Below are 14476 nucleotides of genomic sequence, written 5' to 3'. Positions count from 1 at the left end.
CATGATCGACAAGCAATGGATCGGCCATGAACTCGGCGCCTCGGTGCTGACGGTCGAGCGGGGCCGCGTGCGCTTCTTCGCCAAGGCGATCGGCGAGACCGATCCCATCTACAGCGACGAGGCGGCCGCGCGCGCCGCCGGCTATGCCGACCTGCCCGCGCCGCCGACCTTCCTGTTCGCGGCCGAGCTGGACTCGGGGGCCATGTTCGGCATGCTGGACCGGCTTGGCGTGCCGCACGCCAAGGTCCTGCATGCGGAGCAGGGCTTCGAGTACCTGGCTCCGGTGGTGGCCGGCGATACCGTGACGGTGCGTTCGCGCATCCAGGACATCTATGAGAAGAAGGGCGGCGCGCTGGAGTTCATCGAAGTCGCGTCCGACGTCGTCAACCAGCGCGGCGAAGCGGTGGCGCGCCTGCGCTCGCTCACCGTCGTGCGCCACTGAGCGGCGCGGAGGAATCCCCATGGCAAGCCCTGAATTCGCTTCGGTCCAGGTCGGCGACGCGCTGCCGCCCCTGCACCTGCCCGCGGTGGACCGCCGCATGCTGGCGCTGTTCGCCGGCGCCTCCGGCGACCACCACCCGATCCACATCGACCTCGACTACGCGCGCCGGGCCGGCATGCCGGACGTGTTCGCGCACGGCATGCTGGGCATGGCCTGGCTGGGCCGCCTGCTGACCGCCTGGGCGCCGCAGGCACGGCTGCGCCGCTTCGACGCGCGCTTCCAGGGCATCACCCATCTCGGCAATGCGGTGCAATGCAGCGGCCGGGTGCTGGAGAAGCTCGAACGCGGCGGCGAGCGCTGCGTGCGCGTCGAGGTGCGCAGCACCAACCAGTTCGGGCAGGTCAAGATCGCCGGCGAAGCGCTGGTGGCGCTGCCCTGACCGGCGCGGGCGAGCCGATCGCACAGAGACCGCACAGATCACACAGACATAGCAAAGGAGACGCCATCATGACCCGCAGACTCGAAGGCAAGGTTGCCCTCGTCACCGGCTCCGGCCGCGGCATCGGCCGCGCCATCGCGCTCAAGCTGGCCGGCGAAGGCGCACGCCTGGTCATCAACGACCTCGACGCCGACCCCGCCGAGGACACCGTGCACGCCATCCGCGCCGCCGGCGGCGAGGCGGTGGCCTGCCTCGGCAGCGTCACCGCGCCGGATTTCGCCGAGCGCTTCGTCGGCACCGCGATGGCCGAATACCAGGGCCTGGACATCCTCGTCAACAACGCCGGCTATACCTGGGACAACGTGATCCAGAAGATGACGGACGAGCAGTGGCATGCCATGCTCGACTGCCACCTGACCGCGCCGTTCCGCATCCTGCGCGCCGCCCAGCCGGTGATCCGCGGCCTGTCGAAGGCCGAGGCGGAGGCCGGCCGGCGCGTGGTGCGCAAGGTCGTCAACATCTCGTCGGTGGCCGGACTGTTCGGTAACGCCGGCCAGGCCAACTACTCCGCCGCCAAGGCCGGCATCGTCGGCATGACGCAGACGCTGGCCAAGGAGTGGGGACGCATGCAGGTCACCGTCAATTGCGTCGCCTTCGGCCTGATCCAGACCCGGCTGACCGGCAGCGCGGCGCAGGACTCGACCGCCCGCATCGAGGGTCGCGACATCAAGGTCGGCGTGAACCCGGACCTGCTGGCGGCCATGGAGCGGGGCATCCCGCTCGGCCGCGGCGGCACGCCGGAGGAGGCCGCCGGTGCGGTGTACCTGCTGTGCATCCCGGAGTCGGACTACGTCAGCGGGCAGACGCTGGTGTGCAGCGGCGGCCTGACCGGCATCTGAGCCGCGGGCAAGGACCAAGGGGACCAACAGGAGGAGAAGGAGGAAACGATGGAACAGGAAGAGGGGATCGCCTGGGGCGTGGACGGGCCGGTCGGACGCATCGTGCTGAAGCGGCCGGAGCGCGCCAATGCCATCTCGCGCGGCGCCAGCCGGGCGCTGGTGCGCGCCATCGACGCGGTGCTGGCGGCGCGGCCGCGCGTGGTGCTGCTGGCGGCCGAGGGGCGCATCTTCTGCGCGGGCGGCGACATCGACGAGTTCGCCGCGGCGGGCGACGGCCTGGCAGGCCTGGTCGACGACATCCTGGCGCCGCTGCACCCGGCGCTGCACCGCCTGGCGACGGCGCCGCTGCCGGTGGTCGCGGCGCTGAACGGCCCGATCGGCGGCGCCGGCATCGGGCTGGCGCTGTGCGCGGACTTCGTGCTGGCGGCGCAGTCGATGAAACTGCGCACCGGCTATGCCGCCATCGGCCTGTCGCCCGACCTCGGCGCGTCCTGGTTCCTGGCGCGCCGCATCGGCGCGGTACGGGCCCAGCAATGGCTGATGCTGAGCGAGGCGATCGACGCGCAAGGCTGCCTGGCGCACGGTGTGGTCGACGCGCTCTACGCGGACGCGGCACTGCCCCGGGCGGCGGAAGATCTGGCGGCGCGGCTGGCGCAGGCGGCGCCGGGCTCGCTGGCCGCCATCAAGACCTTGTGCGGCGGATTGCCCGGGCGCAGCCTGCAGGCCCACCTGGACCTGGAGCATGCCCTGCTGCGCGAACGGGCCGGCAGCGCCGATGCGCGCGAAGGGGTGCAGGCCTTCGTGGCACGGCGGCCGCCGCGTTTCACCGGCGGCTGATGCCGCCCGCCCTCAGCGCTGCAGCCCCTTCTGCACCTGCCACGACAGCGGCAAGGTGAGCAGCAGCATCACCGCCAGCGTGACCACGGCGGCGGTCATGCCGGCCACGTCGCCGAGGCGGCCGAACAGCACCGGCGACAGCGCGCCGCCGCCGATGGTGCCGGTATAGAACAGCGCGAAGGCGTGGTCGCGCCTGCCGGCGCCGGCCAGTTCCGGCACCGCGCCGTACAGCACCGAGGAGGTGCCGTTCAGGGCCAGCCCGAGCAGCGGCAGCATCGCCATCATGGCGGGCAGCGGCAGCCACACCGCCGCCAGGATCAGCAGCGAGGTGCCGGACTCGGTGATCCAGACCGTCTTCATCATGCCGATGCGCGCGCCCAGGTAGCCGCAGAACAGCTTGCCGAAGGCGCCGCCGACGAACAGCAGCGACAGCGCGAGGCCGATGCCGGCGGTACCCGCGCCCTTGCCCTTGAGCAGGAAGGGCAGGAAGGTGAGGAAGCCCATGCGTACCGCGCTGTCCAGCGTGCCGGTCAGCAGCAGCGCGCGCAGGCCGCTCGCCGAGCCCTCGCCCGCGGTGGCCTTGGCGGCCTTGCCCGGGCCGACGGCGCCGGCGCGCGCCGGGATCAGCCACCACAGCAGCGCGGCGGCGGCCAGGCCCAGCAGGCCCATCAGGGTCACGCTGGCGCGCCAGCTCGCCACCGCCAGCAGCAGGCCCACCGCGCCGGGGATCAGGGTCTTGCCGATGTCGCCGGCGAAGTTGTACTGCGACAGCGCCTCCTTCACGCCGCCGCCCGCCTCATGCGCCTCGGTCACCAGCGACGACGCCAGCGGATGCTGGGTGCTGGCGCCCAGCCCGCCCAGCAGCAGCGCGCCCAGCAGCACCGCCACGCCGCCGGCCTGCCCGGCCACGAGATAGGCCAGGCCGGCCAGCGCCGTGCCGCCCACCAGCAGGCGTTCGCGGCCCCAGCGCCGCGCCGCGCGGCTGGCCAGCAACTGGAAGCCGGCCATCATGCCGGAGTACGAGCCGCGCAGCAGTCCGACCAGCGCGTAGCTGATGCCGAACTGCGACTGCCAGATCGGCAGCAGCACGTAGATGAGGTCGGTCAGGCCGTCATGGATAGCGTGGGCGGTGCAGGCGGCGACCAGCGCGCGGCGGCGCGCCGAGGCTGCGGGAAGGCCGGAATCGCCGGAGAAGGTGGCGCTGCGCGGATCGCTCATGGCGGCACGGGGCGGTGATCGGGAGGCGCCCATTTAAGCATCGGCACGTGCCGCAGGGAAGATGGATCAATACGCGGATTGGTCTAGACGTCTGCAGGGTGTCTTCGCGCGGCGCACACCCCGCACGGGGAGATACGCCAGCAGTGTGGGCGCGCGCCCAGCTCCTGCAACCGCCGCGCCGTCACCGTGGCGCCGCCGATCCACTCCAATGCTATCGAGTACGCTTTGCTATGCTTGAAAGGTATGGCAGGGGAGGCCAGCCGGTGGCATCCGGCATGGCTCCCCCGGCCACCAGGCATCCATGAGGAACACAGGCATGACCACACCTATCCGCATCGCTATCGCCGGAGCGCGGGGCCATATGGGCCGGGCCGTGATCGAGCTGGCGGGGCAGGACCCGACGCTGGCGGTGGTGGCCCGCATCGCGCGCGCGGGCAGCGCGGCGGCCGACGGCCAGGTCGAGCTGACGGCCGCGCTGGCGCAGGCCGACGTGGTGATCGATTTCACCAGCGGCGCGGCGTCCGCCGCCCTGGCGTCCGCCTGCGCCGCGCGTGGGGGGCCGGCCCTGGTGATCGGCTCGACGGGCTTCGAGGACGAGGACCTGGCGGCCATCGCCGCCGCCGCGCGGTATATCCCCATCGTGCGCTCGGGCAACTTCTCGCTGGGCCTCAATCTGCTGCTGGGCATGGTGGCGCGCGTGGCGAAGGCCTTGCCGCAGCAGGAGTGGGACATCGAGATCGTCGAGGCGCACCACCGGCGCAAGGTCGACGCGCCGTCGGGCACCGCGCTGATGCTGGGCGAAGCCGCCGCGCAGGGGCGGGGCGTGGCGCTCGAGGCGGTGGCGCAGCGGGGGCGCGACGGCATCACCGGCGCCCGCCCGCCGGGCGAGATCGGCTTTGCCGTGCTGCGCGCCGGCGGCATCGTCGGCGAGCACAGCGTGATGTTCGCCGCGGAAGACGAGATCCTGACGCTGTCCCATTCCGCGCGCGACCGCAGCATGTTCGCGCGCGGCGCGCTCGCGGCGGCGCGCTGGGTGGTGCACCGGCAACCGGGCGAATACGACATGCAGGACGTGCTGGGTCTCGGCGCGCCGGGCTGACGCCGCACCGTGTCGGACATCGCCAGAACGGAGCGTGCGCAGGGCGGCAGCGGGGCAGCCGACCTGCGCCGCATCGAGCTGCGCTACCTGCGCTACATCATTGCCGTGGCCGAGGCCGGCAGCGTGGTGGCCGGCGCCCGATCGGTCGGCATCGTGCAGCCGGCGCTGTCGCGCCAGATCCAGGAACTGGAAGAGGCCATCGGCACGCCGCTGCTGCGGCGCTTGCCCAAGGGCGTGGAGCTGACCGCCGCCGGCACCGGTTTCCTGCGCGATGCCAGGCAACTGCTGGCCGGGCTGCAGGCCAGCCGCGAGCGCGCGCAGCGCAGTGCCGCCGGCCTGCTGGGCGAGCTGCGGCTCGGCGTGCTGCCCAACTACCTGGCGCTGCCGGCGGTGGCGGCGCTGCTGCAGGTGCAGCGCTTCGCAGAGGTGCTGCGCGGGACGGCACGATGCGCTTGCCGAAGCCGACTGGTGCGCCAACACCAATCGCCAAGCACGAGGTCTTGGCTCCCTCTCCCCGCGCGGGGAGAGGACGGGGGAGAGGGGTGGTTTAGCAAGGCGCCACGCCCAACGAAGCCGCCGGTGTGATCCAGCACGCGAGCACCGAATCGAAGCCGCCGGTGTGATCCAGCACGCGAGCACCGAATCGAAGCCGCCGGTGTGATCCAGCACGCAAGCACGGAATCGAAGCCGTCGGCGTGGTCCAGCCGACGAGCACGGACGAGCACGGAATCGAAGCCATCAGTGCGATCCACGCCGCCACGTTCAGCCGGCGCCTGCCCTCTCCCCCGGCCCCTCTCCCGCAGGCGGGAGAGGGGAGCGGGCCGGCGTGATGCGTACGGCGTCGCACTGGACGAGGCCGTCGGTCTGGAGCGGGGAGGCAACCGGCGCGCTCGGGAGCCTGCATCGCGCCTGCATTGCGCCATCCGCCCTGCCTCAATACCCCGCCGCCCGGTCCACCAGGTTCAGCAGCGGCTGGCCGGCGCGCGCGCGGCGCAGGTTCTCGACGCATTGCTGTGCCACCAGCTCGTATGAGGGATCGCAGGCGATATGCGGCGTGGCTTCGATGCGAGGATGGTTCCACACCGGGTCGCCCGCTTCGACCGGCTCCTTGGAGAAGACATCGAGCGCCGCGCCGGCGAGGTGGCCGGCGTCGAGCAGGGCGAGCAGGTCGGGCTCGACCACGTGTTCGCCGCGGCCCACGTTGATGAAGTAGGCGCCGGCCGGCAGCATCGACAGCGTGCGCCGGTTCAGCAGGCCGTGTGTCTGCGGCGTCAGCGGCAGCGTGCAGACGAGGATGTCGCTCTGCGCCAGCAGCGCGGCCAGGCCGTCGTCGCCGGTGAAGTCCGCCACGCCGGGCAGGCCCTTGCCGCCGCGGCTCCAGCCTGCCACCGGGAAGCCGATGGCGGCGAAGGTGCGTGCCACCGCGCTGCCGATCTCGCCCAGTCCCAGCACCCCCACGCGGCAGCGCGACAGCGGCCGGCCCGGATGGCGTTGCCATTCGCCGCGCCGCTGCTGCTCGGCATAGGTGCCCAGCGCGCGGGCGTGGCGCAGCGCGGTGGCCAGCACGTAATGGGCGATGCCGGTCTGCTGGCCGGGGTCGACCACGCGCGTGACCGGCAGGGCGGCCGGCAGGTCGGGCGCGGCCAGCAGCTTGTCGACGCCGGCTGCTGCCGCGCACACCAGGCGCAGCTTGGGAAAGGCGGGCACCACGCCGGGCCGCAGGCCCCAGGCCAGCAGGGCCTCGACCTCGTCCGCGGGCGCGTTCTCGCGGCCGTTCCAGACCGGAATGTCGGGCGCGGCCTCGCGCAGGGCGGCGGTGATGGGGGTTGCCATGAAGGAGGGCAGGTGAACGAGAATGGCCATGGGGGTGCGTGTTCGGATGGTCTTGACGATGCGTGAGCGGCCGCCCCCGGGGGCGGCCGCCTGCTGTCGGGGCCGGCCGTGTCGTCGGCCCGGCCCGTCGAGCGTCTCGGCTTGCGCGGCATTCGCGCGCTTGCCTGGGGATGCCGCGTATGCTGCGTATGCCGCGGGATCAGTTGCGGAAATCCGGCTGGATGCGGTCGAGCCGGCGCAGCAGGCCCGGCCATGCCAGGCCCGAGCCCTTGCCCTTGGTGGCCTGGCGGGCCTGCTCGCCGACGTCGGCGCTGGCCGACTCGGGCACCGTGGTCAGGGTCGAGCCGCCGCTCTGCGCCAGGATCTGGATGCGGCAGGCCGATTCCAGCGTGTACATGGTCAGGAAGGCGTCGGCCACCGAGCGCCCGCAGGTCAGCAGGCCGTGGTTGCGCAGGATCATCTGCTTGCCGCGCCCGAGGTCCGCCACCAGCCGCGCCTTCTCGTCCTCGCGCAGCGCCACGCCCTCGTAGTCGTGGTAGGCCAGGCCCATGCGCGCGAACATCGCCTGCTGGGAGATCGCCAGCAGGCCCTCCTTCTGCGCCGACACCGCCACGCCGTGCGGCGTATGGGTATGCATCACGCAGCCGATCTCCGGGCGCGCCTCGTGCACCGCGCTGTGGATGATGAAGCCGGCCGGGTTGACGTCGTACGGCGTCTCCAGCACCGGCGCGCCGTGGTGGTCCACCTTGACCAGGCTGGACGCGGTGATCTCGTCGAACAGCATGCCGTAGGGGTTGATCAGGAACTGGTCCGGCGCATCCGGCACGCGCGCCGAGATATGCGTGAAGATCAGGTCGTCCCAGCCGAAGTGCGCCACCAGCCGGTAAGCCGCGGCGAGGTCCACGCGGGTCTGCCATTCCGCGTCGGATACGCGCTGCTTGACGGAATCCTTGCCCGTCTCCACCCGTTGCATCTGTGCCATGTCCGTGTCTCCTTGGCTTGTCGTTTCCTGTGGGGTCGAGGCATTCTGCGCCGGGGACGATGCCAAAGTCTGTTAAGTCCTGGACAATCTCGGTGTCATCGGGCGGGGGGACGGATGTGAAGCGAGAGGCAGGAAGTGCCGGCAAGGGCGGTGCCAGGGCGAGGGGCAGGACAGTGGCCAAGGCGGCGGCCAAGGCGGCGGAGCCGCAGGCGCCTCTGCCGCGCGGCGTGCTCGCATCGGGCTGGCTGCGCAACGCCCCGGCCCGCGTGCTCGATGCCGTGGCCAAGGCCGCGCGCCGCGAGCGCTACGCCGATGGCGAGATGATCTTCGCGCGCGGCGATGCGCCGACCAACTTCTACCTGGTGCTGTCGGGGCGGGCGCGCATGAGCCGCGTCAGCGCGGGCGGGCGTGAGGCGGTCTACGCCGTGGTCGGGCGCGGCCAGTGGTTCGGCGAGATCTCGCTGCTCGATGGCAAGCCGCGCACGCATGACGGCTTCGCGGTCGGCAGCACCGAGCTGGTGGCGCTGGGCTGGCACGACTTCCAGCGCATCCTGGCCGTGCATCCGGAAGGCATGCAGCTGATCGTGCGCCAGATCTGCGCGCGGCTGCGCATGGCCTTCGACCACGCGGAGAGCGCGCAGCAGGCGCCGGTGGACGCGCGCATGGCCGAGCGGCTGCTCGAACTGGCGGACAGCACCGAGCGCGTGGTGCATATCTCCGCCGAGGAGCTGGGCGACATGGTCAACCGCTCGCGCCAGACGGTGGCCAAGTACCTGCAGGCCTGGGAGGCCGCCGGCTGGATACGGCGCCGCTACCGCGAGATCGAGCTGGTGGCGCCGCAGGCCTTGCAGCGGCTGGCGGGGCGGTAGGGGCAGTGGCACGGTGGTGGCGGATGAGCACCGTGCCACTGCCCTGCCCTGCCCTGCCCTGTCCTGCCGTTTACTCGATGGCCACCTTGCCGTCCTTCACCAGGCCGGCGAACTTCACCGTTTCCTGGTCGATGCGGCGCGCGAAGGCCTCCGGCGAGCTGGACATCGGCTCCGCGCCGGCGGCCAGCATGCGCTGCTGGAACTCGGGCGACTTGACGATGCGGACGATCTCCGCATTGAGCCGCGCCACCACCGGCCCGGGCGTGCCTGCCGGCGCCAGCACCCCGAACCACGTGCCGATGTCGAAACCCTTCAGGCCCGCTTGTTCCAGCGTGGGGACATCGGGCAGCGCGCTGGAACGCGTGGCCGTGGTCACCGCCAGCGCGCGCAGCTTGCCGGCCTTGATGTGCGGCAGCACGGTGGCGAGCGTATCGAATGACATCGTCACCTGGCCGCCCAGCAGGTCGGTGGTCAGCGGGCCGCTGCCCTTGTAGGGCACGTGCAGCAGGCGGATGCCGGTGGCCGCCTGGAACTGGGTGCCGATCAGGTGCTGCGCGGTACCGTTGCCATTGGAGCCGTAGGAGAACCCGGGCGTGCTTTGCCTGGCCAGCGCGACCAGCTCGGCCACGTCGCGGGCTGGCGTGCGCGCCGGGTTGATGGTGAGCACGTTCGGCACCATGGCGAGGGTGCTGACCGGCACGAGATCCTTCTGGAAGCTGTAGGGCAGCTTCTTGTACACGCTGGTGGCGATGGTGTGGTGCACGGCGCCCATCAGCAGCGTGTAGCCGTCCGCCCGGGCCTTGGCCACGTAGTCGGCGCCAAGCGTGGCGCCGGCGCCCGGACGGTTCTCGACGATGACCGGCTGGCCCAGGCTGCGCGAGAGCTGGTCGCCCAGCGAGCGCGCCAGCAGGTCGGTGGTGCCGCCGGCGGGGAAGGGCACCACCAGGCTGAGCGGCTTGGCCGGCCATTCCTGCGCCAGCGCGAGCGTGGCGGCGCCCAGGCCGAGCGGCAGCGCGGCGAGGCAGCCGAGCCGGCGCAGCGCCTGGCGGCGCTGGCGGTGGTGGTAGCAGTGCTTGGATGCGGGCATGGCTTGTCTCCTCTTGTGTTCGTTTGAGTCGGAAGGTGGGAACTGCGCGGCTACGCTGCCGGTGCCGCCGCGCGCAGCGCGACGCCGATGGCATCGAGCGTCTCGCCGAGCGTGCCGTCGGCCAGCCGTACCTGCGCGGCAACCGTGGGATGGCCGCGCGAGTCGAGGATCTCGTAGCCGCGTACTTCCTGGATGGTCGTCATGGCGCCTGTCTTACTGGATTACTGGACCTGCGCGATGCGCAGCAGGTTGGTGGTGCCGGCCACGGTGAACGGCAGGCCGGCGGAGATCACGATCGATTGCCCGCTCTCGCCGAAGTGCTCGTTGCGCACGGTGTGGCCGGCCAGCTCCGTCATCTCGACCACGTCGACCACCTCGTGGCACAGCACCGCGTGCACGCCCCAGGCCAGCGCCAGGCGGCGCGCCGTGGCCACGCGCGGCGTCATGCCGAGGATCGGTACCTCGGGCCGCTCGCGTGCCATGCGCAGCGCCGAGTAGCCGGAGCTGGTGTAGGCCACCGTGGCCGGCACCTTGAGCAGGCCGGCGACATGGCGCACCGCATAGCCGATCGCATCGGCCGCCTCGGCGCGCGGCGGCGTGTGCGAGGCCTGGATGGCATCGTGGTAGAGCGGATCGGATTCCGTGCGGCGGATGATGCTGTCCATCATCTTCACGGCCTCGACCGGGTAGCGCCCGGAGGCGGACTCGGCCGACAGCATGACGGCGTCGGCGCCGTCGTAGACCGCGGTGGCCACGTCGGAGGCTTCGGCCCGCGTCGGCACCGGCGCGGCGATCATCGATTCCAGCATCTGCGTGGCCACGATGACCGGCTTGCCGGCCTTGCGGCAGGCTCGCACGATCTGCTTCTGCAGCGAAGGGACCTGTTCGGCGGGCATCTCCACGCCGAGGTCGCCGCGCGCCACCATGACCGCATCGGCCTGCGCGACGATGGCCTCCAGGCTGTGGATGGCAGCCGGCTTCTCGAGCTTGGCGACGATGCCGGCGCGCCCCTGCACCATGGCCTGGATCTCCTCGATGTCCTCGGGCCGCTGCACGAAGGACAGCGCCACCCAGTCGACGCCCAGGCCGAGGCCGAAGTCGAGATCGCGCCGGTCCTTCTCGGTCAGCGCCGACAGCGGCAGCACCACGCCGGGCACGTTGAAGCCCTTGCGGTCGGATAGCATGCCGCCATCGAGCACGGTGGTCTCGGCGAAGTCGTCGCCGCAGCATTCCACGCGCAGGCGCAGCTTGCCGTCGTCGAGCAGCAGCTCGGAGCCCTCGCGCAGGGCGCGGAAGATCTCCGGGTGCGGCAGGCTGACCCGCTGCGCCGAGCCCGGCGTGCCGCGATCGAGGTCGAGCCGGAACGGCGCCCCGGCGGCGAGCGGGACCGGGCCGGCGGCGAAGGTGCCGATGCGCAGCTTGGGGCCCTGCAGGTCGAGCAGCACGCCGATCGGCCGCCCGCGTTCGCGTTCCACCGCGCGGATGGTGTCGTAGCGCTGCCGGTGGTCGTCGTGGCTGCCGTGGCTGAAGTTGAGGCGGAACACATCGGCGCCGGCCTCGAACAGCGCGTCGATGGTTTCCGGCGTGGTGCTGGCCGGTCCCAGCGTGGCCACGATCTTGGCATTGCGAAGGCGTCTCATCTCTTTTCCCTTTCCCTCAAGTTCCAGTTGCGGCTGCAGTTGCGGTTGCGGTTGCAATTGCACTTTCCGCTCCGCTTCCAGGCGCGATCAGGATCGCGCGGAAGTCGTTGACGTTGGTCAGCGTCGGGCCGGTCACCACGCTGTCGCCGAGCGCTTCGAAGAAGCCGTGCCCGTCGTTGTCGGCCAGCGCGTCGCGCGCCCGGATGCCGAGCCGCTGTGCGTGCCGCAGGGTGTCGGGCGTGACGATGGCGCCGGCGATCTCTTCCAGTCCGTCGACGCCGTCGGTGTCGCCCGCGATGGCATGGATGCCGGCATGGCCGCGCAAGGTCAGGGCGAGTGCCAGCAGGAACTCGACGTTGCGGCCGCCACGGCCCTGGCCGCGCACGGTCACGGTGGTCTCGCCGCCGGACAGCAGCACGCAGGGCGGCACCACCGGCTGGCGATGGTCGGCGACTTCGCGGGCGATGGCGCCCAGCACCAGGCCGACGTCGCGCGCCTCGCCCTCGATGGCGTCGCCGAGCAGGTGCACGGCCAGTCCCGCCTCGTGCGCCACCTGCGCGGCGGCTTCCAGCGCCATGCGCGGCGTGGCGATCAGCGTGGTGTCGATCCGGGGCAGGCGCACATCGCCCGGCTTGAGCGTCTCCGCCGCCTCGGAGGCCAGCACCTGCAGCACGTGCGGCGGCACTTCCAGGCCGTAGCGGCGCAGAATGTCGAGCGCGTCGGCGCGCGTGCTGGGGTCGGCCACGGTGGGGCCGGAGGCGATGTCGACCGGGTCGTCGCCGGGCACGTCCGACAGCAGCAGGTTGCTCACGCGCGCCGGGTGGCAGGCGGCCGCCAGCCGGCCGCCCTTGATGGTCGATAGGTGGCGGCGCACGCAGTTCATCTCGCTGATGGTGGCGCCCGATTTCAGCAGCGCGCGATTGAGGGCCTGCTTGTCGGCCAGCGTGATGCCCGCCAGCGGCAAAGGCAGCAGCGACGAGCCGCCGCCCGAGACCAGGCTGATCACGAGGTCGTCCGGGCCCAGGCCGGACACCAGTGCCAGCATGCGCCGCGCGGCCTCGTGGCCGGCGGCATCCGGCACCGGGTGCGCCGCCTCGACGATCTCGATGCGCCGGCACGGTACCGCGTAGCCATAGCGCGTGACCACCAGCCCTTCGAGCGGCCACGGCCAGGCCGCTTCCAGCGCCTGCGCCATGGCGGCCGAGGCCTTGCCGGCACCGATCACGATGGTGCGCCCGCGCGGCGGCGGCGGCAGGTGGCGGGCCAGCGTCAGCGCGGGCTGGGCGGCCGCGACAGCGGCGTCGAACATGCGGCGCAGCAGGGTGCGGCAGGCGCTGGTGTCCATGGAGGTCTGGGCCATCTCAGTGCATCCGTCCGCTGGTCGGCACCATGTTCATCAGGAAATCGACGAAGGAGTGCGGTGCCTGCGCCGCGTGGGTGTAGCCGGCGATGGCCTTGGCGTCGAGATGGGCGGGGTCGACGTTCATGCCGGCGCCCGGCCGCACCAGGTTGACGACCACCAGCCCCTGTGCCAGCGCCAGCGTCGACAGCAGCTCGAAGTAGAGCAGCGCGCGCGCGCCGACGCGGCCGAGTTCCTTCATGTTCTCCATGCGGGCGATGCCCAGCACCACGGCGGCGAAGATGATGGGCGCGAACACCATCTTGATGAGCTTGATGAACACGTCGCCAAGCGGCTTGACGCTGCTGGCGAGGTCGGGCGCGAACAGGCCGAGCGCGATGCCGGCGCCGACGCCGATCAGTACCTGGACGTACAGCTTTCCCAATAGCCTGCGGATCATGGCTGTCTCCTGCGGGTGATGCGTGAGGGCAGCCGGGGCACGGCTAGCGTGCCTGGCCCCCGGTCGCGCTGGCGGCGCAGCTCTGGCGGCTGCTGGACGATTCCGCCAAGGGCGGGCGCTGGTGGCGCGCCCGCGGCGGCCCGGACGGTGCCGGGCGGGAAGGGTTGGATAGGGGCGGCGGGGCGGCTCAGGCCGCCTCGGCCTGCCGCTGCGTGGCCAGGTGGTCGCACACGGCGCGCGTCACCTGCGCGGTGGTGGCGCTGCCGCCGAGGTCGCGCGTGTGCAGCGCAGGGTCGGCCGTGACCGCCTCGATGGCCGCCATCAGGCGCTGCGCGGCGGCGTGCTCGCCCAGGTGCTCCAGCAGCATGACCACCGACCAGAAGGTGCCCACCGGGTTGGCCAGGCCCTGGCCCATGATGTCGAAGGCCGAGCCGTGGATGGGCTCGAACATCGACGGGTAGCGGCGCTCGGGATCGATGTTGCCGGTGGGGGCGATGCCGAGGCTGCCCGCCAGCGCGGCGGCGAGGTCGCTCAGGATGTCGGCGTGCAGATTGGTGGCGACGATGGTGTCGAGCGACTTCGGCCGGTTCACCATGCGCGCGGTGGCCGCATCGACCAGCTCCTTGTCCCAGCGCACGTCGGGGAACTCAAGCGCCACCTGTGCCGCCACCTCGTCCCACATCACCATCGCGTGGCGCTGGGCATTGGACTTGGTGATCACGGTGAGCAGCTTGCGCGGGCGCGACTGCGCCAGCCGGAAAGCGAAGCGCAGGATGCGCTCGACGCCCACGCGCGTCATCATCGACACATCGGTGGCGGCCTCGATCGGATGGCCCTGGTGCACGCGTCCGCCCACGCCCGAGTACTCGCCTTCCGAGTTCTCGCGCACGATGACCCAGTCCAGGTCTTCCGGCGCGCAGCGCTTGAGCGGGGCGTCGATGCCCGGCAGGATGCGGGTCGGGCGCACGTTGGCGTACTGGTCGAAGCCCTGGCAGATCTTCAGGCGCAGGCCCCACAGCGTGATGTGGTCGGGGATCTGGTTGTCGCCGGCCGAGCCGAACAGGATCGCATCCTTGCCGCGCAAGGCGTCGAGGCCGTCGGCGGGCATCATCGCGCCGTGCTGGCGGTAGTAGTCGCCGCCCCAGTCGAAGTCCTCGAACTCGAAGCGGAAGCCGGCGCCGGCGTCGGCCAGCGCCGCCATGACTTCCCGCCCCGCCGGCACCACCTCCTTGCCGATGCCGTCGCCGGGAATGGTTGCGATCTGGTAGGTCTTCATCTTCCGTCTCCTGGTCAGGGTTGCCGCTGCATGGCGTGAGGCGGATTCTGGCCGGT

General features: G+C 71.8%; 14 protein-coding genes and 2 pseudogenes. 7 read left to right on the top strand and 9 right to left on the bottom strand.

The window, feature by feature from the left end; all coding sequences use genetic code 11:
- Position 1: 1 nt before the first annotated feature.
- From BKK81_RS20330 to BKK81_RS20315, 4 genes are all read left to right on the top strand, one after another.
- Positions 2 to 442: a MaoC family dehydratase N-terminal domain-containing protein gene (locus tag BKK81_RS20330; protein ID WP_071017195.1), complete on the top strand. Its 441-nt coding sequence runs from the start codon at positions 2 to 4 to the stop codon at positions 440 to 442.
- Positions 443 to 461: 19 nt separating this feature from the next.
- Positions 462 to 881, top strand: coding sequence for a MaoC family dehydratase (locus BKK81_RS20325; protein ID WP_071017193.1), 420 nt, complete (start codon positions 462 to 464; stop codon positions 879 to 881).
- A gap of 68 nt (positions 882 to 949) precedes the next feature.
- The gene (locus BKK81_RS20320; protein WP_071017191.1) at positions 950 to 1780 is read left to right on the top strand and encodes an SDR family NAD(P)-dependent oxidoreductase; all 831 of its coding nucleotides are present in this window, start codon (positions 950 to 952) and stop codon (positions 1778 to 1780) included.
- Between the two features lie 48 nt (positions 1781 to 1828).
- The gene (locus tag BKK81_RS20315; protein ID WP_071017190.1) at positions 1829 to 2617 is read left to right on the top strand and encodes an enoyl-CoA hydratase/isomerase family protein; all 789 of its coding nucleotides are present in this window, start codon (positions 1829 to 1831) and stop codon (positions 2615 to 2617) included.
- A gap of 12 nt (positions 2618 to 2629) precedes the next feature.
- Here BKK81_RS20315 and BKK81_RS20310 read toward each other — a convergent pair whose 3' ends face one another.
- A complete protein-coding gene (locus tag BKK81_RS20310) occupies positions 2630 to 3835 on the bottom strand; it encodes an MFS transporter (RefSeq protein ID WP_071017187.1) in 1206 nt (401 codons plus the stop codon).
- Between the two features lie 316 nt (positions 3836 to 4151).
- On the opposite strand from BKK81_RS20310, the gene dapB reads away from it, so the two are divergent.
- Positions 4152 to 4934, top strand: coding sequence for a 4-hydroxy-tetrahydrodipicolinate reductase (gene dapB, locus BKK81_RS20305; protein ID WP_071017185.1), 783 nt, complete (start codon positions 4152 to 4154; stop codon positions 4932 to 4934).
- Positions 4935 to 4997: 63 nt separating this feature from the next.
- Positions 4998 to 5357 (top strand): annotated as a pseudogene (locus tag BKK81_RS20300) (LysR family transcriptional regulator); the annotation flags it as partial.
- Positions 5358 to 5867: 510 nt separating this feature from the next.
- Here BKK81_RS20300 and BKK81_RS20295 read toward each other — a convergent pair.
- Positions 5868 to 6797 (bottom strand): 2-hydroxyacid dehydrogenase, encoded by a 930-nt coding sequence (locus BKK81_RS20295; protein ID WP_071017183.1) that lies wholly within the window; start codon positions 6795 to 6797, stop codon positions 5868 to 5870.
- Positions 6798 to 6966: 169 nt separating this feature from the next.
- Entirely contained in the window at positions 6967 to 7749 is a 783-nt protein-coding gene (locus BKK81_RS20290; protein ID WP_071017182.1) for a class II aldolase/adducin family protein, read from the bottom strand.
- 173 nt (positions 7750 to 7922) lie between these two features.
- Between BKK81_RS20290 and BKK81_RS20285 the strand changes: the two genes are divergently transcribed.
- On the top strand, positions 7923 to 8618 hold the full coding sequence (locus BKK81_RS20285) for a Crp/Fnr family transcriptional regulator (protein WP_071017180.1): 696 nt from the start codon (positions 7923 to 7925) through the stop codon (positions 8616 to 8618).
- 70 nt (positions 8619 to 8688) lie between these two features.
- On the opposite strand, the gene BKK81_RS20280 is transcribed toward BKK81_RS20285, so the two are convergent.
- The 6 genes and pseudogenes from BKK81_RS20280 to BKK81_RS20260 all read right to left on the bottom strand — a co-directional run bounded on the left by BKK81_RS20280 (position 8689) and on the right by BKK81_RS20260 (position 14420).
- On the bottom strand, positions 8689 to 9705 hold the full coding sequence (locus BKK81_RS20280) for a tripartite tricarboxylate transporter substrate binding protein (RefSeq protein ID WP_071017178.1): 1017 nt from the start codon (positions 9703 to 9705) through the stop codon (positions 8689 to 8691).
- 50 nt (positions 9706 to 9755) lie between these two features.
- The gene (locus BKK81_RS36085; RefSeq protein ID WP_157903291.1) at positions 9756 to 9908 is read right to left on the bottom strand and encodes a hypothetical protein; all 153 of its coding nucleotides are present in this window, start codon (positions 9906 to 9908) and stop codon (positions 9756 to 9758) included.
- An 18-nt stretch (positions 9909 to 9926) separates the two neighbouring features.
- Positions 9927 to 11345, bottom strand: a complete 1419-nt coding sequence (gene pyk, locus BKK81_RS20275) for a pyruvate kinase (RefSeq protein ID WP_071017176.1) — start codon at positions 11343 to 11345, stop codon at positions 9927 to 9929.
- A 16-nt stretch (positions 11346 to 11361) separates the two neighbouring features.
- Complete coding sequence (locus tag BKK81_RS20270; RefSeq protein ID WP_231908181.1) at positions 11362 to 12705, bottom strand: glycerate kinase type-2 family protein; 1344 nt, start codon at positions 12703 to 12705, stop codon at positions 11362 to 11364.
- 16 nt (positions 12706 to 12721) lie between these two features.
- Positions 12722 to 13144: pseudogene (locus tag BKK81_RS20265) on the bottom strand (cation:dicarboxylate symporter family transporter); the annotation flags it as partial.
- Positions 13145 to 13331: 187 nt separating this feature from the next.
- Positions 13332 to 14420, bottom strand: a complete 1089-nt coding sequence (locus tag BKK81_RS20260; protein WP_071017173.1) for a tartrate dehydrogenase — start codon at positions 14418 to 14420, stop codon at positions 13332 to 13334.
- Positions 14421 to 14476 lie beyond the last annotated feature (56 nt).

The organism is Cupriavidus sp. USMAHM13, assembly GCF_001854285.1.
GTDB lineage: Bacteria > Pseudomonadota > Gammaproteobacteria > Burkholderiales > Burkholderiaceae > Cupriavidus > Cupriavidus malaysiensis.
The sequence above is the reverse complement of the archived record's forward strand: the minus strand, read 5'-3'. Positions and strand labels throughout refer to the sequence as shown.